The following is a 24,247-nucleotide window of genomic DNA, read 5'->3' as shown; positions in this document are numbered from 1 at the left end:
ATTCCAGCCGAACATCTAATTTCCGCAAATGAGCACCCTTACAAAGCGGATTATAAAAACTCGCTATTACTCTACTTTTGTTACACTTATGCATTTCACCGAAGCCGCTGATCAACCTCTTTGAGGTTTCATCGACAGACGTCAGCAGACCAGACTGGGTGCGCTTGAACAGTTGCACAAGCAAAGCCCGAATGCGATAGCTCGAAGTGTAACAGGCAGTTTCCCCGTTTATCCATAAAAGAAAGGCGCAGATATGGCTCGTCCCCAAGTTGGAGATCTGGCACCGGACTTCACTTTGCCATCGGATAGCGACACGATTACCTTGTCGTCGCTCAAAGGCAAACTCGTCGTTCTTTACTTCTATCCCAAGGATGACACGTCGGGTTGCACCAAAGAAGCCATTGCCTTCTCTCAGCTGAAGCCGGAATTCGACAAAATTGGCGCTCGCGTCATCGGGCTTTCACCCGACAGCGCAGAAAAACATGCGAAATTTCGTAAAAAGCATGAACTGACTGTCGATCTCGCTGCGGATGAAGATAGAACTGCTCTCGAAGCATACGGCGTGTGGGTCGAAAAGAGTATGTATGGCCGTAAATATATGGGCGTCGAACGGGCAACTTTCTTGATCAATAGCGAAGGCCGCATCGCACACATTTGGGAAAAAGTAAAAGTGGCGGGACATGCCGAACGCGTCCTTGAGGCAACCCGCGCACTCCAACCCGCCTAACAAGGAGAGCTATCGCAAATTGTTTCCCCCATCAATTTGCTGAAAATGCTCGCAAAGAAAGCTTTGGGAAAGCTTCGGAAAAGCTTTGTTAACCATGATAACATGCAATCGAATCAACGATCTGGAATGTGAAGACTGCAGGCATGGTGCAGAAGTCGAATGAGCCAAAGAAGACAAACCGCGATGGGCGTCCCCCTGATGCCATCGCGGATTCTACACCTATCAAACGCTCCGGTTTCTTCACGATCCGTACAAGATTGGCTGCGTTGGGTGCCACGGCTTTCGCCGCGTGTCTCGGCGCAGGCATCTATATAAATGTGCATGACACCGCAGAAAACCGTCATGGTCTGAATGAGCCGGTCGGCGAGCTTGCATCCGTGCTGAAGAAACCGGCCGTCATGCAGCCATTGCCTGAAATGCCATCGGAATCAGCACCGAACGTTTCGGCTCAACAGGAACTGTCCGTTCCCGGCGATGCGATCAGCATTCAGGGTATAGACCCGATCATCACCGGACCACGCGCATACAAACCGCGTGCGGATGCAGGGCGCACTGCTTCAAAAGATTCCTGAACGGCAACCGTTCACAATATGGCTCTTTGATTTAGGCACAAAAAACCCGGCTCAAGGCCGGGTTTTTTCAGAACATGTTCTCAAAAATATCAATCGATATCTTCGATGAGTTCGGCACCACCATGGATGCGGTGAGCAAGTGCTGCTTCCATGAACGGCGTCACGGCACCGTCGAGCACTTCCTGCGGATTGGTGCTTTCAACGCCGGTACGCAGATCTTTGACCAGCTGATATGGCTGCAGCACGTAAGAGCGGATCTGATGGCCCCAGCCGATCTCAGTCTTGTTGGCATTGGCCGCATCAGTCGCTTCTTCGCGCTTTTTCAGCTCTTCTTCGTAAAGACGGGCGCGCAACATCGACCAAGCTTTTTCGCGGTTCTTGTGCTGCGAACGCTCTGCCTGACACTGCACCACAATGCCGGTCGCAATATGCGTAATACGCACAGCGGAATCCGTCGTATTGACGTGCTGACCACCGGCACCCGAAGCGCGATATGTATCGATGCGAACATCGGCTTCAGTCACCTGCACATCGATGTTGTCATCGATAACGGGATAAACCCAGATACTCGCAAACGACGTGTGACGACGTGCGTTCGAATCGTAAGGCGAAATACGCACCAGACGGTGAACACCGGATTCCGTCTTGGCCATACCGTAGGAGTTGTGGCCCTTGATCAGGATCGATGCTGATTTGATGCCGGCTTCTTCGCCGTAATGCACTTCCATCACCTCGACCTTGCGTCCACTGCGCTCGGCCCAACGGGTATACATGCGCAGAAGCATGGATGCCCAATCCTGACTTTCAGTACCGCCTGCACCGGCATGCACTTCAAGATAGGTGTCGTTCGCATCCGCTTCGCCAGAAAGCAGCATGTCGATCTGTCGGCTGTCGACTTCCTGCTTCAACCCACGGATCGTATTTTCCGCGTCGGCAATAATCGACTTGTCGCCTTCCTCTTCGCCCATGGCGATGAGTTCGATGCTGTCATTCAGTGTCTGTTTGAGCGTATTGATGCCATTAATGCTATCTTCCAGTTGCTGGCGCTCGCGCATCAGCTTCTGGGCTTCCTGGGCATCATTCCAAAGGGTCGGGTCTTCGGCTCTCTGATTCAGATAGCCCAGACGTTTGATTGCCTGATCCCAGTCAAAGATGCCTCCTCAGCAGGCTTATGGCCTGCTGGATTTCGTCAACCAGCGTCTCGATTTCCGCGCGCATGGGCAAATCGTTCCTTCAATAAGTCAGTCGCAGAGCGGTTCCAGTTAGAACTGAATCGTTGGAACCGCATCTCACTATTTGTCTTGATGCATTATCCAACGCAAAACCGCTTCGCACTTTTGCTGGAAATGCTTTGGGTGGAGAGAGAGAACACAAGCTCACACTGCGAACTATATTGTTCTAAAGCGCGTTACATTAAAGCAAACCGCTTTGCCTCAACGCAAGAAGGCATAAAAGCCATTCAAGCGCCGCGGACCATAATTAGCACGCGACGCAGTGTAAAGGGGGATAGATCAGTAAAGTCCGCCAGAACCCGAATTGATCGCGCGGGTCGCCTGTGGCGATTGAGGCTGGACCGGTGACCCTTCACGGAACTGATCCATCCCGATAACGGAATAGCTGTCAGATGGGCCAGTACCGGGCTTGAACGCCTCCATGATGAGGTTTGGGTCACCCTGATTGGTACGCATGCCCGTCTTACGGTTGATCGCAATCAGTGTCATGCCTTCCGGCACGCGGAAATCGACCTTCGGTGTTCCAGCCAGAGCTTGCCCCATAAACTCCTTGAAGACTGGAGCAGCGAGACCGCCACCTGTGCCACCGCGACCAAGCGGTGTGGGTGTATCATAACCCATGAAAACACCGACAACCAGATCAGGTGTAAAACCGACAAACCACGCGTCTTTTTCATCGTTGGTCGTGCCGGTCTTACCAGCCAGCGGACGATCAAGGCTCTTCAGAAGCTGCGCAGTACCGCGCTGCACGACGCCTTCCATCATCGATGTGATCTGGTAGGCAGTCATCGGATCGAGCACCTGATCGCGATTGTCGATCAGTGTCGGCTCTTCCTGATTTGACCATTGCTGGGCGTTGCAGCCATCGCACTGGCGTGCGTCATGCTTGAAGACGGTCTTGCCGTAACGATCCTGAATACGGTCGATCATCGAAGGCGTAATGCTCTGCCCGCCATTGGCGATAACGGAATAAGCCGTAACCATGCGCAGGACAGTCGTTTCACCAGCACCAAGCGCCATCGACAAAACCGGCATCATCTTGTCGTAGATACCGAAACGCTCCGCATATTCCGCAACAGTCTTCATACCCATGTCCTGTGCAAGACGCACAGTCATGACGTTACGCGATTGTTCGATACCGTAACGAAGGGTCGACGGGCCAGAGAATTTGCCGGAATAGTTTTTCGGAGCCCATACGCCAAGCGCACCACCTTGATTAACTTCAAGCGGACCATCCAGAACAACGGAAGCTGGCGTGTAGCCGTTATCGAGAGCGGCAGCATAGACGAACGGCTTGAACGACGATCCGGGTTGACGATAGGCCTGCGTTGCACGGTTAAACTCGGATTCTCCAAAGGAGAAGCCTCCTACCATCGACAGCACACGGCCAGTATGCGGGTCCATAGCAACCAGTGCACCCTGCAGCTTTGGTGGCTGCTGGAGACGGAAGCGGGATTCACCGTCACCGGCTTTCGATACGTAGACAATGTCACCGGCGTTCAGAACACCTTCTGGCGATTTCGCACTGCCGCGCTTGCCACCAATATTGGTGACGCGCATTGCCCATTTCATATCATCAGCAGCAATGAATGCGCGTGTACGTTCTTTGCTGCGCGAACCCGAGCCTTCTACTTCTGGCTGAAGACCAATATCGGCACCAGCAGCCGAGACGTTCAGGACAACGGCGAGCTGCCATTCAGGCACATCAGGATAGGCCTGCAAATCACCAAAAGCGGTTGCCCAGTCACCGCCAAGTTCGGCGTGCTTCAAAGGTCCACGCCAGCCGCGTGCCTCGTCATAACGGAGCAATGCAGCCTGCAGTGATTTGCGTGCTTCGACCTGCATGGTTGGATTAAGCGTCGTACGAACCGACAGGCCACCTTCATAAAGTGCATCAACGCCATATTTCTGGATAATCTGACGGCGCACTTCTTCGCTGAAATATTCGGAAGCGAACAGGTAATGCGTTGCGGTGCGGGTCTTTACGCCAAGCGGTTCTTTCTTGGCTTCTTCCGCTTCCTGTGTCGTGATGTAGCCGTTTTCAGCCATGCGATCGATAACCCAGTTGCGGCGTTCAATCGCGCGATCCGGGAAACGGAAAGGATGGTAATTGTTTGGGCCTTTTGGCAGAGCGGCCAGATAAGCTGTTTCGGCAATGCTCAATTCGCCAACCGATTTGTCAAAATAGGTCAGAGCAGCACTGGCAATGCCATAAGAACCCAAACCAAAGAAAATCTCGTTGAGATAAAGCTCAAGAATACGGTCCTTGGAATAGGCTTGCTCAATGCGCATCGCAAGAATCGCTTCTTTGATCTTGCGGTCATAGGTCTGGTTCGAGCTCAGAAGGAAGTTCTTTGCGACCTGCTGGGTAATCGTGGATGCGCCGACTGGGCGACGGCCAGAACCCATGTTCTTCACATTTGTAAGAACCGCACGAGTCAAGCCACCGAAATCAAGGCCGTGATGCTCGTAGAAGGTCTTGTCTTCGGCGGAGATAAAGGCAGCCTTAACACGGTTTGGCACAGCCTGAATTGGCAGATACATGCGGCGCTCGCGCGCAAATTCCGCCATAAGGCTACCGTCCGAAGCATGGACGCGCGTCATCACAGGAGGCTCGTATTTTGCGAGCACTTCGTAATCGGGCAGTTCCTTTGTGAGGCTTCCAATATAGACGGCAACACCGCCAGCCACCAAAAGCGCCAGAACCGTACCAATTCCAAAGAAATATCCGATAAGCCTTACCATAAATCCGGGATCCTGCCTTCAGATCATTCGCATAATTTAGGGGGCAATCGAAACGAGCACCCATCGACAAATGCCGCATTGGCAATACGGTGGTTTAGTGACTATCAAATGCGTCAAAGGCAAGATCGTTTCTCTATTTTTACCAATTTAACGCATGCAAACGCGGGACAACGTCAAAAATACAAGAAACTGTTGCAACCATGCATCTTATAAGCAGGGATGAATATGAACCCTGCCAAACATCGCATATTTCTAACCTTTTGACAAAATTTCTGGATGTTTCTGTATTTCAAACGCTCTTACGGCTTGTGCGATACGATCCGCCAGTTTGCGACGCCATTCAGGATTGCTGATCAATTTCTCATCCTCGGCATTGGAAAGATAGCCAATCTCAATCAATACGGACGGAACATCGGGAGCTCTCAGAACCTGAAAACCGGCAAAGCGATGCGGGTTGTTTATCAGATTGACCTCACCTTGAAGGGAGCGAATAACCTTCTCGGCAAAACTCAAAGAAAATGTGTGTGTCTCCCGCCGCGTCAGGTCGAGCAGGATATCAGCGACTTCCGGTAGCTCTTCAGGAACAGCCCCTCCGATACTGTCGGACTTGTTTTCGCGCTCTGCCATGGCGCGCGCAACGGAGTCAGAAGCCTTGTCGGAAATTGTATAGACAGTCGCTCCGCGAATATCAGTCTGATTGATCGTGTCTGCGTGAATAGAAATGAAGAGATCGGCTTCCTTTTGGCGCGCCAGACGCACACGCTCGGAGAGCCGCAAGAATGTGTCATCGTCGCGGGTCATCAAAACCTTGATGTTTTTTTCTTTTGCCAGGCGATCACGCAATTCCTGCCCGAAAGCAAGAGTCAGATCCTTTTCCTTGCTGCCGCTCAGGCTTTCAGCGCCGCTGTCGATACCGCCATGGCCGGGGTCAACCATCACAACAAACGGACGCGCACCACTGGACTCCGATGAAAGCACTGCGTTCCCATTCTTCTGCTTTCGTTCGGTCGATCCGGTGACATCATGCTGAGACGCGAGCTTTGCAGCAAACTCACGATCCGAAGACGCGACGATATCGGCGACCAGACGATAACCGGAGGCGGTTTCGTTCTTGATTACCTGAATGTTCTCGACATTAAATGGACCACGCAGCGTGAGAATGAGGCGCGAACGGTTATTTCCGGCCAGCCCATAACGTACACGGGAGACAATCCCCCTCGCCTCCAGACTTTTCTCATCAAAGCCGAAGCGCGTTTCGGGAAGATCAAAGACGAGACGGTGCGGATTGTCGAATATGAGTGTCGAAAACTCAGGTTCACGGTCGAACATGACAACGACGCGCATCCGCAAATCGTCGCCAGCCATACGGTATGTCAGAGCCGAGAGCGGAACATTGCCGATATTGGTGGCCATGGCGGAGCCGACATGAAAAAAAGTGGCACACATCATCGTCAGCAGCACGAGCATGTTTCGCACCGCCGACATTTTTTGAGTTCCATTTTTATTGCTCAGAGAATGCATCCGTAATCGCGATCTAAAAATTATGGAATAATCTTGGGCCAGACATTTACGCCATAGCCTGTGATTGCGCGCACTTCATAATTCTACCCGTACAAAATTATGGTTAACGAAGGCTTTTCGCCCCATGTTCCATGGCTTCATCGGGGCCTTGGCAGGCGGTTTTGACCTCTATTATCACCTTTCGGCAAAATTACGATGAAGGTGTCAACTGATATTCATACTTGTCATAGTTCAAACGACACCATAAAAGCTAAAGTAGGTTATGGAGTAGCTGCCAGAATCGTTTGCCGGTTTTTAAAACGGAGCGCGAGGAAAGATAGCAAATACAGTGGCGTATTGAGTTCGCCACCCAATAACCCGCACAGAATTCAACGGAATACGGCTCCCCTGCCGCCTCCGTTTTTTAATCGGCCGACTGCGCATTGATACGCGCTGTCGCCAGCGCTCTGAAAGAGCAAAGAGGTCGGCCCGGCTTTTTCGGGTCATATATGAGGTCGTTTCGTTCGGAACAGCTATGGGTCAAGCAAGACTGACCATTGCAAGCCTGAAGACCGTGATCGCCACGAGGCCATCGCGCGTAAGGACAGCAGCTTTTATTCCGACGAACCCAATATCATTCGGCAGATGCATCCCAGCCAGGACGACAGCCTTCAGGGTTTCGTCCGGCGCATGCGGCTTGCGTCCTAGCGCCGGCAGGAAAGACACTAATGTCCAACAAAATGCTTATAGATGCCTCCCACCCGGAGGAGACCCGCGTCATCGTAACGCGTGGCAACAAGATTGAAGAATTCGACTTCGAGTCGGAACACAAGAAGCAGCTAAAGGGTAATATTTATCTCGCACGCGTCACCCGCGTCGAACCATCTCTTCAGGCTGCGTTCGTGGAATATGGCGGTAATCGCCATGGCTTCCTCGCTTTCTCTGAAATCCATCCGGATTATTATCAGATCCCGGTTGCTGATCGTTTGGCACTGCTCGAAGCAGAAGCCAAAGCGGCTCGCAATGAAGACGACGAAGACGAACCAAAGGCAAAGAACAATGATCGTTCGCGCCGCCATCGCCGTCGTGGACGTCGTGACGGTCAGACCAGCGATTCGCAATCAAATGCCACCCGCAACGGCTTGCCTGCGGCAGAGCCAGTCGGTCCTGCTTTTGAAAATTATGTGCCGGGCACGCCTGCTATCGCGCTGATGAAGCAGGCTGGTCATGTCATTTCTGAAGCCGTGGACACCGACAATGGCGACGATGATGACGATTCGGAAGTCGAGAACGAAGAAGACATGGTTGAATCGGTTGGTTCCGAGGATGCGATGGAAGAGCTTCCCTCGCACAGCCGCACCAATCGCCGTCAGTACAACATTCAGGAAGTTATCAAGCGCCGCCAGATTATTCTGGTGCAGGTGGTCAAGGAAGAGCGCGGCAATAAGGGCGCTGCTCTGACGACTTATCTGTCGCTCGCTGGTCGCTATTCCGTGTTGATGCCAAACACTGCGCGCGGTGGCGGGATTTCGCGCAAGATCATCAATCCGCAGGACCGCAAGCGTCTCAAGGAAATCGTCAAGGAGCTCGAAGTTCCACAGGGCATGGGCGTAATCCTGCGCACGGCTGGTGCGAACCGCACCAAGGCCGAAGTAAAGCGCGATTACGAATATCTGATGCGTATGTGGGAGAACGTGCGTTCGCTGACGCTGCAATCAACTGCGCCTGCCCTCGTCTATGAAGAAGGCAGCCTGATCAAGCGCTCGATCCGCGATCTTTATAATAAAGACATCACCGAGATTCTGGTTGCGGGTGAAAATGGCTATCGCGAAGCGAAAGACTTCATGCGCATGCTCATGCCGAGCCATGCCAAGGTCGTTCAGCCTTACCGCGAGCCAGTTCCTGTCTTCACGCGCTACGGCCTTGAAGCACAGCTAGACCGTATGCTTCTGCCACAGGTGACGCTGAAATCAGGCGGCTATCTCATTATCAACCAGACAGAAGCGCTGGTTGCGATCGACGTCAACTCGGGCCGCTCAACCCGCGAACATTCGATCGAAGACACCGCTCTTCAGACCAATCTGGAAGCGGCCGAAGAAGTCGCGCGCCAGCTGCGTCTGCGAGACCTTGCCGGTCTGATCGTTGTCGACTTCATCGACATGGAAGAAAAGCGCAACAACCGCGCTGTCGAAAAGAAGATGAAGGATTGCCTTAAGGACGACCGGGCGCGGATTCAGGTAGGCCGTATTTCGCATTTCGGCCTTCTCGAAATGTCGCGCCAGCGCATCCGCGCATCGGTCCTTGAAAGCACGATGCAGGTTTGCCAGCATTGCGGCGGTACCGGACATATCCGTTCCGACTCCTCCATGGCTCTGCATATTATCCGTGGCATTGAAGATTATCTCCTGCGCCATTCGGGCTATGACATCGTCGTTCGCACCCCTGCCGCGTCGGCGCTTTATGTGTTGAACCATAAGCGCCAGCTGCTGGCTGATCTGGAAGGCCGTTTCGGCGCAAATATCAGCATCGATGCGGACGAAAGCGTTGGTCATCAGCATTTCGTCATCGACAAGGGCGCGCCTTCGACACGTCCAATAACCATCCAGCCTGTGCAGCCGATGGTTTATGAAGACGATATCGAAGATCCTGAAATTCCGCTTGAGGACGATGAAGCCGAAGAAGAAATCAAGGACGAACCACAGGCTCGCGAAGAAAGCAGCGAAGAAGGCGATCGCAAACGTCGTCGCCGGCGCCGCCGTCGTGGCGGTCGTGACCGCGAGCAGACGGAGCAGACTGAATCCGGCGCAGAAGTTTCGGACGAAGACGGCGATGAGGATGAAAGCACCAGCTCTCAAAGCAATGCTTCGCAGAGCGACGAGGATCGTCGCAAGAAGCGTCGTCGTGGCCGTCGTGGCGGTCGCAAAAACCGTCGTGACGACGATATTCAGTTCAAGAAAGTACCTGATCCTGAATTCGTCGGTTATACGCCAGTCATCCCTGTAAAGGCAGAAGAACAGCCTGCGGAAGTGGCTGTTGCGGTTGAAACCGTCACTGTTGAAGTGGTTGAAGCTGCTTCGGCTGCTGAAACGGTTGCAGTTGAAACAGACGAAAAGCCTGCAAAACCAGCGCGTAAGCCACGCGGTCGCAAGACTGCAAAGAGTGAAGAAGCAGCGAATGACGATGTGGTCGCTGCCGACCCTGCAGAGGAACCTGCAAAGCCCGCGCGCAAGACACGTTCGCGCAAGAAGGCTGTTGAGGAAGAAGTCACAACTCCTGCGGAAGATGCCGAAGCTGCAAAGCCTAAGCGTCGTACACGCAAGGCTGCTGCAAAGCAGGAAGTTGAAGAAGTTGCGGTGGAACCAGAAGCAGCACCTGTTGCAGAACCGCAAAAGGTTGCCGAGCCTGTCGTCACTTCCAGCGATACGGAAGAACAGAAGCCGAAGCGTGGCGGCTGGTGGCAGAAGAAGGGTTTCTTCTAAGCCTGCACTCTTCTGATATTAAACATAAGAAAACCGGCGGAAACGCCGGTTTTCTTTTTGTTTTAGAGATTAATTATTAGGCACGTTGTTGTGGAAGCCACTCTTCAAGGCGACGAACAACTTCCTGCATTTCCTCGACCTTGCCAGCATAGGAAAAGCGCATGGTGCGATTCCCATCAATGGGATCAAAATCGCGTCCGGGCGTGGCTGCGATATTGGTCTCAACAATCATACGACGCGCGAACTCCATGCTGTCATTGGTAAAACGCGAAACATCGCAATAGGCATAGAACGCACCATCCATTGGCGCTGCAAGGTTCAATCCCATTTGCGGAAGATGATCGAGCAGGATTTGGCGGTTCTGACGATAACGGTCTTTCACGCGTTCCAGCTCTGCGGTTGCGTGAAACGCTTCAATTGCCGCACGCTGGGAAAGTTCGGGTGCCGAAATATAAAGGCTCTGGCCAAGACGTTCGATGGCTCGAACATCTGCGCTTGGCAGAACCATCCAGCCAATGCGCCAGCCAGTCATGCAGTAATATTTTGAGAACGAATTGATGATGGTCACATCATCCGAAATCTCAAGTGCCGTCACATCTTCTGTTTCATAAGAAAGACGGTGGTAGATTTCATCCGAAATCACGCGAATGCCGAGATCTTGAGCCGTTTCGATGATTGCCTTGAGTTCCGGCTTATCGATGACCGCGCCTGTTGGATTTGCAGGACTCGCAAACAGCACGCCTTTAAGCGGCTTTTCAGCATGGGCCGCAGCCAGCGCTCTGGCAGTCAAAGCGCCGGATGCGCCACTCTCGTTGGCAATTTCCACCACTTCGAGACCAAGCGCTGTCAGGATGTTACGGTAGGCAGGGTAGCCCGGACGGGTGATGGCCACGCGATCACCCGGATCGAAATAGACAAGAAATGCAAGATTGAACGCGGCCGATGAGCCTGTCGTAATCGCAATACGTTCCGGCGAGACGGTTACGCCATAGTTGTCAACATAATGCGCAGCAATCGCCTCACGCAGTTCGATCAGGCCCAGCGCATCAGTGTAGCCGATACGACCATCTTTCAAGGCACGTTCCGCAGCCAACCGCACAATTTGTGGCGCAGGATCTGCCGGTTGTCCGACTGCCATCGAAATAATCGGATGGCCCGCAGCGCGACGACGATTGGCTTCCGCCAGAACATCCATGGCGTGAAACGGCTCGACTGCGCTACGCTTGGAAAGAGTATTCAACTTGGCCTCCAGAAAAGCGGGGAATGCAATGCAACTCCCCCGCCCTATAATCGCCGGATTGGTAAAGCAACAGCGCTATAGTAAAAACAGCGATGAAGATTGATATAAAGCCCTTAAAGTAAGCCAGATTTGTAAGATTCGCTTTTATTTCGTTTGAGCAGGATGAGGAGCACTATGGGGAGCATGACTGCAACTTTCACGACCAAAGCGTTTTCTTTTCAGAATGTGATGCGCCGTTCAGTTGCTGCCTTTGCAGCCCTTGCTGTTGCCGTTACGGGCGTTCTGCCTGCACAGGCGCAATCGCGCGGCGGCGGTGTTCCCATCGTCCGCGATGCTGAAATCGAAGCGCTTGTCGCCGACTATGCAGCCCCTATTCTCAAAGTCGCCGGATTAGGCGGACGTGGTGTCCGCGTTATTCTCGTCAATTCCCAGAGTTTCAACGCTTTCGTCGATGGCCGCCGTATTTTCATCAATACAGGCGCAATCATGCAGGCCGAAACGCCCAATGAAATCATCGGCGTAATCGCACATGAAGCAGGTCATATCGCTGGCGGACATCAGGATCGCCTGCGTGAACAGTTGAGTCGTGCACGCACAATGGCTGTGATCGGCATGCTTCTGGGAGTTGGCGCAGGCGTTGCTGGTGCTGCATCTGGCAGCGGTGCCGCAGCAGGCGCTGGTGGCGGTATAGCCATGGGCAGCACGGAAATGGCGATGCGCAGCCTGCTCAGCTATCAGCGAACCGAAGAAATGACCGCTGATCGACTGGCTGTGAACTATCTCAATGCCACCGGTCAATCCACGAAGGGCATGCTTGATACGTTCCAGCGTTTTGCTTCCGCTCTTTCGCTGTCGGGCACGCAGATTGATCAGTATCGCATCAGCCATCCGCTGCCGCGCGAGCGTATTTCCAATCTGGAGGAGCTTGCCAAGAAAAGCCCCAACTACAACAAGACGGATTCGGCAGCTCTTCAGCTCAGACATGATATGGCGCGTGCAAAAATTGCAGCCTATTCCAACAATATGGGCGCATTACAGCGTATGTTCCGCGGCAATCCCGGCGGCCTGCCTGCCCGTTATGGCAGCGCCATCACAACATATCTGAATGGCTCGGCGCGTTCTGCGCTTCCTAAATTTGATGCACTCATCAAAGAACAGCCTAAGAACCCATATTTTCAGGAAATGATGGGCGAAGTTCTGATCAAAGCCAACAATCCTCAGGACGCAGCCAAGGCTTTCCAGCGCGCTGTTTCACTCGACACACGCAAGTCCCCGCTTCTTCGGATGAGCTATGGCCGTGCGTTGATGTTGACGGGAACAAAAGCGAATATGCCGACCGCAATCAAGGAGATTAAAGCCGGCATTGCATCCGACCCGGAGTTTCCGGGAGGATATGGCTATCTCGCCCAAGCCTATGGTCAGTCGGGTGATATGGCGCGTGCAGACCTTGCCACAGCCGATATGAACTATTATTCCGGCAAACTACAACAGGCTCAGATTTTTGCGATCCGTGCGCAGAAACAGATGAAATCCGGATCGCCGGACTGGATGCGTGCACAGGATATCATCAACGCCAAAGCTAAAAAGTAAGTCACTTAAAAGGCCAACCAGGGCGTGTTTTAAGTGAGTTTTCAGAACGTATGAAAGTGATTGCTATGAAGAACGTCATTCTTGGTTCCATCGGAGGTGCTGTCGTCGGTGCAGCTGCGCTTGCGCTCGGCTATTATGCAGGCACGTCACATCAGCCAGCGCCAGTCGCACCCCCGGCCGCACCTGTTGAAACGACTGCAGCACCAGCTATGAACCAGCAGGCCGTCGAAAACATCGTTCGCAACTATCTGCTGCAGAACCCTGAGATCATAGTTGAAGTACAGACCGCACTCGAAACCAAACAGGCAGAAGCCGCTCAGGAACAGGTAAAGCGAATTCTTGCTTCAAGTCAGGATCAGCTTTTCAATCCGTCGCATGATGCAGTCTTCGGCAATCCGAACGGCGATGTAACCGTTTATGAGTTCTTCGATTACAATTGCGGCTACTGCAAGCGCGCGCTCCCAGACATGGAAGCCATCCTCAAGAACGATCCGAATGTCCGCTTCGTCATGAAGGAGTTCCCGATCCTCGGACCAGACTCGATGCGCGCGCATATTGTGGCACAGGCCTTCAAAGCGCTGATGCCTGCGAAATATGCCGAATATCATGAAGTTCTTCTCGGTGCGCAGGAGCGCGCAACGGAAGCTTCAGCGATTGCTGATGCGGTGAAGCTCGGAGCTGATGAAGCGCAGCTTCGCGAGAAGATGAAGGATCCGGCAATCACCAACGCGTTCCAGGAAACCTATCAGCTCGCCCAAAAGCTCAACATTACTGGTACGCCTTCTTACATCATTGGAAACGAGCTTGTTCCCGGTGCAATCGGTGCAGAAGGCCTGATTGAAAGAATCGCCGCGGCGCGCTCGGCCAATAAAAGCTGATCTGATCGAGATCGCGCCTTGTTGATTTTCGACAAGGCGCAATCTGTAGATCAGACCTGATTAATGACTATTTTTGCCACATATTGCGTCCATTCCACAAAGAATAGCGGGAAAAACGCTGCAGTGAAACATTAGCATTGAATTAAAGGGTTTCGACTTGCATCCAAGCCCTCTATATGGAATGCGAAGTGTAATCGAAATTTCGTAATAGGCCCGTTATCGATCACGGACGAATATGGTGAAAACAGTTTTTGTTCTGAACGGCCCCAATCTCAATCTTCTTGGGAAGCGTGAGCCTGGCATATACGGTGTGGCAACGCTCGACGATATCGAAGCGAGCTGCAAACGTGAGGCTGAACAACTCGATCTAGAGGTCGATTTTCGCCAGACCAATTACGAAGGTGATCTGGTCAGCTGGATTCAGGAGGCAGGCGATAAGAACGCCTATGTTCTGATCAATCCAGCTGCTTACAGCCACACTTCGGTTGCTATTCACGATGCAATCCGTTCGGCCAAGGTTACGGTCGTGGAAGTGCATCTGTCGAACATTCATGCGCGTGAAGCTTTCCGGCATCACTCCTATGTCTCCGCAGTCGCCAAAGGCGTCATCTGCGGCTTTGGCGCGGAAGGATACCTGCTCGGCCTGCGCGCACTCGCGGCAATTGCCAAAGAAGAAGAAAACAACGGGCAAGCGTAAAGGGGCCTGATATGTCCAGCAAAACTTCCGTCATCGACAAGGAAACCATCCGCGATCTCGCGGATATCCTCAATGAAACCGACCTGACCGACATCGAAGTCGAGCATGGCGACCTGCGCATCCGCGTTTCGCGCAAGGTAACGGTTCAGGCTGCAGCCACCGTAATGCAGGCCGCACCAGTAGCAGCTGCTGCGCCTGTCGCTGCTGCTGTTGCCGCGGAGCCAACCAAGGCAGAACTCAGCAAGAATGCAGTTCCTTCGCCAATGGTCGGTACTGCCTATCTCGCCCCTGCTCCTGGCGCACGCAACTTCATCGAAGTTGGCACCCAGGTTAAGGAAGGCCAGACGCTTCTCATCATCGAAGCCATGAAGACCATGAACCAGATCGCCGCCCCCCGCGCCGGTACGGTCAAGGCTATTCTGATTGAAGACGCACAGCCCGTCGAATTCGGCGAGCCGCTCGTCGTGATCGAATAAGACGACTATTCGGTCAGAAGTACTTCGGCTTATTCAATGAACGGGCAGCAAAGCGCAATGTTTCAAAAGATACTCATAGCCAATCGTGGCGAAATCGCTCTTCGCGTGCTCAGGGCTTGTAAAGAGCTGGGCATCAAGACGGTCGCAGTTCACTCCACGGCAGATGCCGATGCGATGCATGTTCGCCTTGCGGACGAAAGCGTATGCATTGGGCCACCTCCATCACGCGACAGCTATCTGAATATTCATCAAATCGTTGCCGCTTGCGAGATCACCGGCGCGGATGCAATCCATCCGGGCTACGGCTTCCTTTCGGAAAATGCCAAGTTTGCTGAAATTCTCGAAGCACATGGCATTACCTTCATTGGACCAACCTCCTCGCATATCCGCGTCATGGGTGACAAGATTGAAGCCAAGCGCACTGCAAAGCGCCTTGGTATTCCTGTCGTTCCGGGTTCGGATGGTGGTGTAACCGACGAAAACGAAGCCAAGCGCATCGCAAAGGAAATCGGCTATCCGGTCATCATCAAGGCGTCCGCCGGTGGTGGTGGTCGCGGCATGAAGGTCGCAAAGACTGAAGAAGATCTGGCGGTAGCCCTCGCAACGGCACGTACCGAAGCTGGTGCTGCGTTTGGTGATGATGCAGTCTATATCGAGAAGTATCTCGAAAAGCCGCGTCACATCGAAGTTCAGGTCATGGGCGATGGTGCAGGCAATGCAATCCATCTGGGCGAACGCGACTGCTCGTTGCAGCGTCGTCACCAGAAGGTCTGGGAAGAAGCCAATTCGCCAGCGCTCAATGCGGAAGCACGCGATAAGATCGGCATGATCTGCGCCAATGCTATTGCCGATATGGGTTATCGCGGTGCAGGCACGATTGAGTTCCTCTATGAAAACGGCGAGTTCTATTTCATCGAAATGAACACCCGTCTGCAGGTGGAGCATCCGGTTACCGAAGCCATCACCGGCATTGATCTCGTTCACGAACAGATCCGTGTTGCGGCTGGTCTCGGCCTTTCGGTCAAGCAGGAAGATGTACGCTTCCATGGCCATGCCATTGAATGCCGCATCAATGCAGAAGATCCGCGTAACTTTACCCCATCGCCGGGTCTTATCACGCATTACCATACGCCGGGTGGCCTCGGTATTCGCGTGGATTCGGGCGTCTATTCCGGCTATCGCATCCCGCCTTACTATGACAGCCTGATCGGCAAGCTCATCGTACACGGCCGCAATCGCGTCGAATGCATGATGCGTCTGCGTCGTGCACTCGATGAGTTCGTGGTCGATGGCGTCAAGACGACCCTGCCTCTGTTCCAGGACCTGATTTCCAATCAGGACATTGCCAATGGTGATTATGACATCCATTGGCTGGAAAAATATCTGGCTCAGCAGTCAGAAACTCCAAATACATAAGAACATGGGTGCATAAATAAAGTGACCGCAGGAGCTCCCCCGGACGACCATACAATCGAACCGGAATTGCTCCTGCGGGCCTATGCCACCGGGGTTTTCCCGATGGCCGAAGAAGCAGATGATCCCGAGATATTCTGGGTTCGTCCTGAGAAACGCGGTATCATCCCGCTTGATGGCTTTCACATCCCCAAGAGCCTGCAAAAAACAATCCGACAAGCTATTTTTGAGATCAGGCTCGATAGTGATTTCGCGGGCGTTATCGACGGCTGCGCAAGCGGCTCCGGTGAACGTGCGCGTACCTGGATCAACGGGCCAATCCGTGAAGCATATGGCAAGCTGTTTGAAGCCGGACATTGCCATACTGTTGAGGCATGGCATGACGGCAAGCTCGTCGGCGGGCTTTATGGTGTCACGCTTGGTCGCGCATTCTTTGGCGAGAGCATGTTTACACGTAAGCGCGATGCCTCAAAGGTGTGCCTCGCCTATCTGGTTGAACATCTGAACCGGCAAGGGTTTGTCCTGCTCGATACGCAGTTCACAACCGCTCATCTGGAGCGCTTCGGTGCCATTGAGGTAAAGCGTAAAAAATACGAAGTGCTGCTTGAGCAGGCGCTGCAGGGCAACGCAACATTCTGAATGACGTATTGAGCAGTATATTTAAAACTGCACCGTCAGGACAGCTTTACACTTCTCAACATACTTCATCTTTTTGTTTACGCACATCTGGTCCGAAAACCAGTTCCCACTTTTCGGGATGTGCTCTCGATTATTTACGCTGATCGGGTGGCGGAACGTCGGACTTCTGTTTGCAGTCCTTCAACCACACGTCATAAATCGGGTGTTCGACGGCATTGAGACCCGGGCTATCCGCAAACATCCAGCCTGTAAAAATACGACGGATCTTGCGGTCCAGCGTGATTTCATCAACTTCGACAAAACTGTCTGTCCGCGGCGCTTCGTTCTCAGTGCGGGAATAACAGACTTTTGGCGTCACTTGCAGCGCACCAAACTGTACTGTCTCGTTGATGTAAACGTCAAAACTTGTGATGCGACCTGTAATCTTATCCAGTCCCGAAAACTCGGCTACGGGGTTCGATATCCGTTCGGCCTGAGCAAGGTGAATGCTGCCTGTGCTTGAAAGAAGCACGATCAGTGCGACTTGCGTCGCCTTGCTGACCCAGTTGTTTCCATTACCAGCCATACTGGAAGAATGCTTCGTCAAAACGGATATCCGCATCAAAATGGTGAATTAAAAAGCCGGAATAATTCCTAAGCATGAAATGTGACGATTCGTTGCCCTGCTGCAAGCAGCAATGAACCGACAGCGCCGGCACAGCGCCTCTATCCTCAAAACCTTTTGCAAACTGGCAATCGGAGATGAAAAATCCGGCGTGACATGCCACGCCGGACCACAATTTCAATATTTAGTTGCCAGGGGTCCAGGCATCGTATTCGCCAGTCACGCGCGGACGCTCCGCAGGCTGCGTGCCCGGAATAGCGATCGAGCCTTTCGGACGGTAAGCCAATGGCGAACCTGTGAGGTTCTGCAAATGTGGCTTCTGCCAGTCGCGTGGCTTGTAATCTTCCTTGCTCGGCGGTGTGTCAACGCGGTGATGCATCCAGCCATGCCAGCCCGGAGGAATTGCACTTGCTTCTGCATAGCCATTGAAAATGACCCAACGGCGTGTGCGACCTTCAGAGTCCTTGCCACCCTGATAGTAGACATTGCCGAACTCGTCTTCACCTACGCGCTCGCCCTTGCGCCACGTATGAAGGCGGGTGCCGAGCGTCTGGCCATTCCACCAGGTGAAGACTTGTGTAAGAAATTTCTTCATGACCTATCCAGATCCATTATTGCCACAGGCAAAGTAACTGCCGGGTTTTCAACGCTTATGGCCCCATCGAAAGACCAAGGCAAGGGGCAAGTTGCCGCTGTCACAAGAGTATGATGCAGCAACAAACAAATTCTACATGGACCAGCCTTCGAGAGACTTCTCCATGATGATTACCGGTTCCTTGCAATTGGGATCGCCCCAATCTTCACTCCGACCAACCTGAGCATAGCCCTTACGCTCATAGAAGCGGACAGACTTTGCGTTCCGCTCGATAACTTCAAGCCGCATCGTATTCACGCCCGGAAAGGCCATTTCGACTTCTGCCAGAAGCATGGTTCCGATGCCCTGCACCTGCGCGTCAGGGCGTACATAGAGCTGATGAAGCGAAGCCTTGCCCTCTCCGGTCTGGCTTGCAAAAGCCATTCCATCGATGCCGCCTGCGCCATTATCGGCAACGATGAATTCCGAATATGGCTTCTTCAGATTGGCTTTCAAAGCTGCAACGGAATGCCATTGACCGGTGACGGTATTCACCATCTCCCGGCCAAGAATATCGTCAAAGGTCGCATGCCAGGTTGAAACCAGCAATTCATGCACGGCCTTCAGATCGGCTTCACTGGCGCTGCGAACCCACATTATTCTTCGATCCCAAGCTTGGACTTGACCAGATCATTGACGGCCTGCGGATTGGCCTTGCCACCCGTTGCCTTCATGACCTGCCCAACGAACCAGCCAGCCATGGTTGGCTTGGCCTTGGCCTGCTCGACCTTGTCCGGGTTGGCTGCGATAATATCGTCAACGGCCTTTTCAATCGCTCCAGTGTCGGTAACCTGTTTCATGCCGCGTTCTTCGATGAGGCTCTTCGGGTCACCGCCTTCATTCCAGACGATTTCAAACAGCTCCTTGGCGATCTTGCCGGAAATCGTACCGTCCTTGATGAGATCGATGATCGTGCCAAGCTGAGCTGGTGAAACGGGCGATTCTTCAATGTCCTTGCCCGCCTTGTTCAGCGCACCAAGAAGATCGTTGATAACCCAGTTTGCAGCTGCCTTGCCGTCACGTCCATCACAAACCGCTTCATAATAATCGGCGATAGCCTTTTCCGTAACGAGAATCGAGGCGTCATAGATCGAAATGCCGAGCTTTTCGACCAGACGGTCTTTCTTGACATCCGGCAGTTCTGGCAATTCAGCGGCAAGCGCATCAACAAAAGCCTGATCGAATTCAAGCGGCAGAAGGTCAGGATCCGGGAAATAGCGGTAGTCATGCGCTTCTTCCTTCGAGCGCATCGAACGGGTTTCACCCTTTACCGGATCAAACAGCCGGGTTTCCTGATCGATAGAGCCACCATCTTCCAGAATAGCAATCTGGCGACGTGCTTCATACTCAATCGCCTGACCAACAAAACGGATGGAATTCACGTTCTTGATTTCGCAGCGTGTGCCAAATTCACCGCCCGGACGCCGAACAGAGACGTTCACGTCGGCGCGCATGGAGCCTTCGTCCATGTTGCCATCGCAAGTGCCAAGATAGCGGACAATTGTGCGCAGCTTTGTGAGATAAGCGCGGGCTTCATCTGAAGAACGCAGATCAGGCTTGGAGACGATTTCCATCAGCGCCACGCCGGAACGATTCAGGTCCACATAAGACATCGTTGGATGCTGGTCGTGCAGCGATTTGCCGGCATCCTGTTCCAGATGCAGACGTTCAATGCCGATCTCCACATCTTCGAACTGGCCCTTATTGTCAGGGCCGACCGAAATCATAATCTTGCCTTCGCCGACGATTGGCTGCTTGAACTGCGAAATCTGATAGCCCTGCGGCAGATCGGGATAGAAGTAGTTCTTGCGGTCGAAAACCGACTTCAGATTGATCTGCGCGTTGAGACCAATGCCCGTGCGCACAGCCTGCTTGACGCATTCCAGATTGATGACAGGCAACATGCCGGGCATCGCGGCATCAACCAGAGACACATTGGCATTCGGATCAGCGCCGAACGATGTTGATGCGCCGGAGAACAGCTTGGATTCGGACGTAACCTGCGCATGGACTTCCATGCCGATAACCACTTCCCAGTCGCCAGTGGCGCCAGAAATGAAACGTTTAGGTTCAGGTATACGCGTATCGATAAGAGACATGCTGGCTCGCAAATATTCTGATTGAGCTAAAAACTGATTGAGTACTGGCTAGAGCAAAGCCCCATTGGATGCAAGCTTTTCGGCCACTCAAATCAACGGATGAAACGGAAAAGGCCGCGCAATGCGCGGCCCTTTCATCGATTCTCAGCTAGGAAGAATTAAGCCTCGTCAGACTTTTCTTCTGCCTTCTTCTTAGGTGCAGCCTTCTTCTTCGCAGCAGCCTTCTTGGCTGGCTTTGCTTCCGAAGTTGCATCGTCGTCTTCAGCTGTCAGCTCTTCCTTCGAGACCTTCTTGTCGGTCACGTTGATGTTTGCGAGCAGATGGTCGACGACCTTTTCTTCGAAGATAGGTGCGCGGAGATTAGCAACGGCATCCGGCGTCTTGCGCAGGAATTCGTAGATTTCCTTTTCCTGACCTGGGTAGCGACGTACCTGGTCGTAAACAGCGCGCTGCAGTTCTTCTTCAGAAACTTCTACGCCTGCCTTTTCACCGATTTCGGAGAGAACCAGACCGAGGCGCACGCGGCGCTCAGCAAGCTTGCGATATTCTTCGCGAGCGGCTTCTTCAGTGGTTTCTTCGTCTTCGAAGGTGCGGCCAGCCTGCTGCAGGTCGAAATTGATCTGCTGCCAGATGTTGTTGAATTCTGCATCAACAAGCTTTTCTGGGGTTTCGAACTGGTAATCGCCATCGAGAGCGTCGAGAATCTGACGCTTTACCTTCTGGCGGGTGATCTGGCCATACTGGCTTTCGATCTGTTCGCGAACAACCTGACGCAGACGCTCAAGTGACTCGATGCCGAGCTTCTTTGCGGTTTCGTCGTCGAGAACGAGTTCGCCAGCCTTTTCAACACCCTTAACGGTGATGTCGAAGGTTGCATCCTTGCCTGCGAGGTGCGCTGCACCGTATTCAGCAGGGAAAGTTACGTTGACAACCTTTTCGTCGCCAGCCTTGAGGCCAATGAGCTGTTCTTCAAAACCTGGAATGAACTGACCCGAACCGAGAACGAGCTGCGCATCTGTATCTGCGCCACCTTCAAATGGTTCGCCGTCGAGCTTGCCGAGATAGTCGATCGTTACGCGATCTTCATTTTCGGCCTTGCCCTTTTTTGCTTCAAAGGTGCGGGTCGAAGAAGCGATGCGCTTGACCTGTTCGTCAACTTCTTCATCAGCGATGTCGACAACTTCACGGGTTACAGCAATCTTTGAGAAGTCCTTGACTTCGATTGCTGGCAGAACTTCGTAGGTCAGCGAGAAAACGAAATCGGCCTTGCCGTCGAGAACCTTTTCAGCTTCTTTTTCGTCTTCCGACATCGAAACGACAGGTTGCGTTGCCGACTTTTCGTTGCGGTCAGCAAGGATCGAACGCGACGAATCGTTGAGGATTTCGTTCACGATCTCAGCCATGAAGGACTTGCCGTAGGTCTTGCGCAGGTGCGCAGTTGGCACCTTACCTGGGCGGAAGCCGTTGATCTTGGCGCGGCCACGCGCGGTTTCGAGCCGCTCAGAGAGCTTGGCTTCGAGATCTCCGGCCGGAACCACGACTTTAATCTCGCGCTTCAGCCCTTCATTGAGCGTTTCGGTAACCTGCATGTTCAAACCTTCACTTCTTGTCATTGTCCCGCCGTTACCGGCGCTTATGCCTCGTCGCGGGAGAGAAATTCTTTTGCCTTAAGGCAGTTGGTGCGGATAGAGGGACTCGAACCCCCACGGTCTCCCGCCAGAACCTAAATCTGGTGCGTCTACCAATTTCGCCATATCCGCCTCTGAACCGAAGTGCACTCCACCGAATGCACTGAATTCGCCTCAGATATTGAACCGCCTCTCGAAAGCGCGCGTCTCTATATCACTCAATTTTCCCGGTTCAAAGGAAAAAAGCCGTTTTACCGGCATTGATTTGCCAGCTCTTTCAAGCCAAAGCGCTTTCGTGCTTTCCGCCCCTATATAGCGATCTTGGCGCCTTAGCCAAGCCCCTTTTCTTCAAGGGCGATATTAATAGAGCGGCTCCTGGTAAAGTTGCTTGCCGTTATCGCGCAAAGCTTTCATGACAGCGGTGCCCGTATCATCGACAGAAACCACCGCAGTAATTTCCAGATCACGCTGGCCATCCTCGATTGCACGCCCCTCGCCTTCGGGTACGTAATAGCGCTCTATGCCGTAGCGCATACTGATTGTCGCATCCGGATAGTCGGAGATAGCGTAGGTTGACTGCCCACGAATCTGCGCTTCATCAGAAGCCAGGTCCGTGAACGGCGTGAATGACGCACGAGAAATATTCCATATGCCTTTGTCGTTCGGCTTAACCGCCACACAGACAGTACGCGACCCGTCGGCCGGTGTTCCCTGAATAATCTTGCGGTCAATCGATGTAATATCATAGCCAAGGATCACATAATCGCCACGCATCAGATCGCGAGGATCGATCGGTCGCGTCTGCAGCACGATCTCATGGCCAGAACGCAGCACCGAAGCCCGCTTTTCGATGCTTGCATAAAGAATGCCGGTCTGCAGCACTGCAGCAACAACCGCGCCCGCGTAGAGCCACTTGCTTTTCAATAGGCTCATGGCTGCACCTCCACTGAACGCTTTCGCCCGAACCTGCTCTCCATACGACGAACAAAAGCCGCAAGCAGTAGCACCAGCACGCCCGCTGTCAGGAAGAAACCAGACGTACCGATCATCGATCCAACGGTTGCGAAGGCGAGATAAAGGACTTCAACCGAGAAGGCCGCATAAGCGATTGATCGCAAGCTGCCATTGTCGCGTCCGCATATGGCAAGCGAACCAATCGAAAGGGCCAGAATGAGAATGCCATAAACGACATCCTGCGTGATATTCTTGTCAAAGATCGTTGAAAGCATCTTATCGACCTGAAGAATGCCAAGCGCCAAAAGCGCAAGCAGCAAGCCATAGGAAGCCAAAGGATGCGCGAAGCGTGTCAGCTTTTGAAGAACTTCATGTGCAAATGCATCCGCCAGCATCAGTGCGATACCGATGACCAGCATTATACCAAGAATCGTGTGGCTCTCGTTTTCCGAATAAAGAAGAACGGCCCACCCCATGACAAACAGGCACCACAGATGTGCGGCGTGACGGGATCGCGTGAAACGGGCAGCGCCTGCGCCAACAAGAACAAGCAACGGCCCCATCCAGCGATAGCTGAGATCGGCATATTCATTGCTGAAAGCATATGTAGACAAATAGAAGCACGCGACGCCCGCACCAAAGGCTGTCAGCACCGGCGAACGCAACAGGAAGGCCGATGCCAGAACACCGCCTGCCCAGACGAGCGCTGCTGAGTGCACATCGCCCGACAGATGATACATCTGACCAACGAGCGCTATGCCGGCCCCAAAAGATGATGCCGCCATTATATAAAGCGCTTGCGGCAATAGCCTGTCGCCACGCGACTGTCGCCATGCCCCACCAAGATAGCACGCCCAGATCAGGACAAAGATCAGGCCGATACGCATAATACGCGGCATATCCTGCCAGTTGGCTGCAACCAGCATGATGACCGCTGCTCCCAGCAACAATCCGCCAAGCGTCGCGAGAACCGAGCCAAGACTGAACCGGGGACCACGTTTTTCGAGATCAACATTCAGGCGCGACGCCGTTTCGGCATCAATAAGTCCTTCATGCTGCCAGCGCTCAATCAGGCGCTCTACAGAAACTGAAAACGACAAAACAACTCCCGAACAATCTATCTGTTGATGCGACACACAT

At 53.1% G+C, this 24,247-nt stretch carries 22 protein-coding genes and 1 tRNA gene; 9 read left to right on the top strand and 14 right to left on the bottom strand.

The window, feature by feature from the left end; translation table 11 throughout:
* The first annotated feature begins 253 nt into the window (after positions 1-253).
* Positions 254-727: a peroxiredoxin gene (locus CEV33_RS19210; protein WP_094541988.1), complete on the top strand. Its 474-nt coding sequence runs from the start codon at positions 254-256 to the stop codon at positions 725-727.
* A 128-nt stretch (positions 728-855) separates the two neighbouring features.
* Positions 856-1,299 carry a hypothetical protein gene (locus CEV33_RS19205; RefSeq protein ID WP_141211602.1) on the top strand — a complete coding sequence of 148 codons (444 nt, stop codon included), beginning with the start codon at positions 856-858 and terminating at the stop codon, positions 1,297-1,299.
* A gap of 89 nt (positions 1,300-1,388) precedes the next feature.
* Here the strand turns inward: CEV33_RS19205 and prfB are convergent.
* From prfB to CEV33_RS19185, 4 genes are all read right to left on the bottom strand, one after another.
* A protein-coding gene (prfB, locus tag CEV33_RS19200) for a peptide chain release factor 2 (protein ID WP_141211601.1) occupies positions 1,389-2,517 on the bottom strand; the annotation gives its coding sequence in 2 pieces (ribosomal slippage) (positions 1,389-2,447 and positions 2,449-2,517; 1,128 coding nt in all).
* Between the two features lie 293 nt (positions 2,518-2,810).
* Positions 2,811-5,276 (bottom strand): penicillin-binding protein 1A, encoded by a 2,466-nt coding sequence (locus CEV33_RS19195; protein WP_094541985.1) that lies wholly within the window; start codon positions 5,274-5,276, stop codon positions 2,811-2,813.
* 252 nt (positions 5,277-5,528) lie between these two features.
* A complete protein-coding gene (locus CEV33_RS19190) occupies positions 5,529-6,743 on the bottom strand; it encodes an N-acetylmuramoyl-L-alanine amidase (RefSeq protein WP_094542086.1) in 1,215 nt (404 codons plus the stop codon).
* A 573-nt stretch (positions 6,744-7,316) separates the two neighbouring features.
* Complete coding sequence (locus tag CEV33_RS19185; RefSeq protein WP_094541984.1) at positions 7,317-7,502, bottom strand: hypothetical protein; 186 nt, start codon at positions 7,500-7,502, stop codon at positions 7,317-7,319.
* A 2-nt stretch (positions 7,503-7,504) separates the two neighbouring features.
* On the opposite strand from CEV33_RS19185, the gene CEV33_RS19180 reads away from it, so the two are divergent.
* A complete protein-coding gene (locus CEV33_RS19180; protein WP_094541983.1) occupies positions 7,505-10,255 on the top strand; it encodes an Rne/Rng family ribonuclease in 2,751 nt (916 codons plus the stop codon).
* A gap of 76 nt (positions 10,256-10,331) precedes the next feature.
* Here CEV33_RS19180 and CEV33_RS19175 read toward each other — a convergent pair whose 3' ends face one another.
* Positions 10,332-11,495, bottom strand: a complete 1,164-nt coding sequence (locus CEV33_RS19175) for a pyridoxal phosphate-dependent aminotransferase (protein WP_094541982.1) — start codon at positions 11,493-11,495, stop codon at positions 10,332-10,334.
* Between the two features lie 174 nt (positions 11,496-11,669).
* On the opposite strand from CEV33_RS19175, the gene CEV33_RS19170 reads away from it, so the two are divergent.
* From CEV33_RS19170 to aat, 6 genes are all read left to right on the top strand, one after another.
* The gene (locus tag CEV33_RS19170; protein WP_094541981.1) at positions 11,670-13,085 is read left to right on the top strand and encodes a M48 family metalloprotease; all 1,416 of its coding nucleotides are present in this window, start codon (positions 11,670-11,672) and stop codon (positions 13,083-13,085) included.
* Positions 13,086-13,150: 65 nt separating this feature from the next.
* Complete coding sequence (locus tag CEV33_RS19165) at positions 13,151-13,963, top strand: DsbA family protein (protein WP_094542085.1); 813 nt, start codon at positions 13,151-13,153, stop codon at positions 13,961-13,963.
* A gap of 235 nt (positions 13,964-14,198) precedes the next feature.
* Entirely contained in the window at positions 14,199-14,660 is a 462-nt protein-coding gene (gene aroQ / locus CEV33_RS19160; RefSeq protein ID WP_094541980.1) for a type II 3-dehydroquinate dehydratase, read from the top strand.
* 11 nt (positions 14,661-14,671) lie between these two features.
* Complete coding sequence (gene accB / locus CEV33_RS19155) at positions 14,672-15,136, top strand: acetyl-CoA carboxylase biotin carboxyl carrier protein (protein WP_094541979.1); 465 nt, start codon at positions 14,672-14,674, stop codon at positions 15,134-15,136.
* A 57-nt stretch (positions 15,137-15,193) separates the two neighbouring features.
* A complete protein-coding gene (gene accC / locus CEV33_RS19150) occupies positions 15,194-16,552 on the top strand; it encodes an acetyl-CoA carboxylase biotin carboxylase subunit (RefSeq protein WP_094541978.1) in 1,359 nt (452 codons plus the stop codon).
* Between the two features lie 66 nt (positions 16,553-16,618).
* Positions 16,619-17,188 carry a leucyl/phenylalanyl-tRNA--protein transferase gene (gene aat, locus CEV33_RS19145; RefSeq protein ID WP_235818461.1) on the top strand — a complete coding sequence of 190 codons (570 nt, stop codon included), beginning with the start codon at positions 16,619-16,621 and terminating at the stop codon, positions 17,186-17,188.
* 130 nt (positions 17,189-17,318) lie between these two features.
* On the opposite strand, the gene CEV33_RS19140 is transcribed toward aat, so the two are convergent.
* The 9 genes from CEV33_RS19140 to CEV33_RS19100 all read right to left on the bottom strand — a co-directional run bounded on the left by CEV33_RS19140 (position 17,319) and on the right by CEV33_RS19100 (position 24,207).
* Positions 17,319-17,789, bottom strand: coding sequence for a DUF2155 domain-containing protein (locus CEV33_RS19140; protein ID WP_094541976.1), 471 nt, complete (start codon positions 17,787-17,789; stop codon positions 17,319-17,321).
* Positions 17,743-17,973 (bottom strand): hypothetical protein, encoded by a 231-nt coding sequence (locus tag CEV33_RS19135; protein ID WP_141211599.1) that lies wholly within the window; start codon positions 17,971-17,973, stop codon positions 17,743-17,745. Before CEV33_RS19135 ends, CEV33_RS19140 begins: the two co-directional genes overlap by 47 nt.
* A gap of 3 nt (positions 17,974-17,976) precedes the next feature.
* A complete protein-coding gene (locus CEV33_RS19130) occupies positions 17,977-18,387 on the bottom strand; it encodes an NADH:ubiquinone oxidoreductase subunit NDUFA12 (protein ID WP_024896617.1) in 411 nt (136 codons plus the stop codon).
* 132 nt (positions 18,388-18,519) lie between these two features.
* The gene (locus CEV33_RS19125; RefSeq protein ID WP_094541974.1) at positions 18,520-19,023 is read right to left on the bottom strand and encodes a GNAT family N-acetyltransferase; all 504 of its coding nucleotides are present in this window, start codon (positions 19,021-19,023) and stop codon (positions 18,520-18,522) included.
* Positions 19,023-20,525, bottom strand: coding sequence for an Asp-tRNA(Asn)/Glu-tRNA(Gln) amidotransferase subunit GatB (gene gatB, locus CEV33_RS19120; RefSeq protein WP_094541973.1), 1,503 nt, complete (start codon positions 20,523-20,525; stop codon positions 19,023-19,025). The genes CEV33_RS19125 and gatB overlap by 1 nt, the downstream gene beginning before the upstream one ends.
* 158 nt (positions 20,526-20,683) lie before the next feature.
* Positions 20,684-22,114 (bottom strand): trigger factor, encoded by a 1,431-nt coding sequence (tig, locus tag CEV33_RS19115; RefSeq protein ID WP_268875816.1) that lies wholly within the window; start codon positions 22,112-22,114, stop codon positions 20,684-20,686.
* An 88-nt stretch (positions 22,115-22,202) separates the two neighbouring features.
* A tRNA-Leu gene (locus CEV33_RS19110) sits at positions 22,203-22,285 on the bottom strand.
* A 228-nt stretch (positions 22,286-22,513) separates the two neighbouring features.
* On the bottom strand, positions 22,514-23,086 hold the full coding sequence (locus CEV33_RS19105) for a GDYXXLXY domain-containing protein (RefSeq protein ID WP_094541971.1): 573 nt from the start codon (positions 23,084-23,086) through the stop codon (positions 22,514-22,516).
* Entirely contained in the window at positions 23,083-24,207 is a 1,125-nt protein-coding gene (locus CEV33_RS19100) for a DUF2157 domain-containing protein (protein WP_094541970.1), read from the bottom strand. Before CEV33_RS19100 ends, CEV33_RS19105 begins: the two co-directional genes overlap by 4 nt.
* Between the last annotated feature and the right edge of the window lie 40 nt (positions 24,208-24,247).

This window comes from Brucella grignonensis (assembly GCF_002252505.1).
GTDB classification, from domain to species: domain Bacteria; phylum Pseudomonadota; class Alphaproteobacteria; order Rhizobiales; family Rhizobiaceae; genus Brucella; species Brucella grignonensis.
This window is presented reverse-complemented; position numbering and strand designations above follow the sequence as displayed.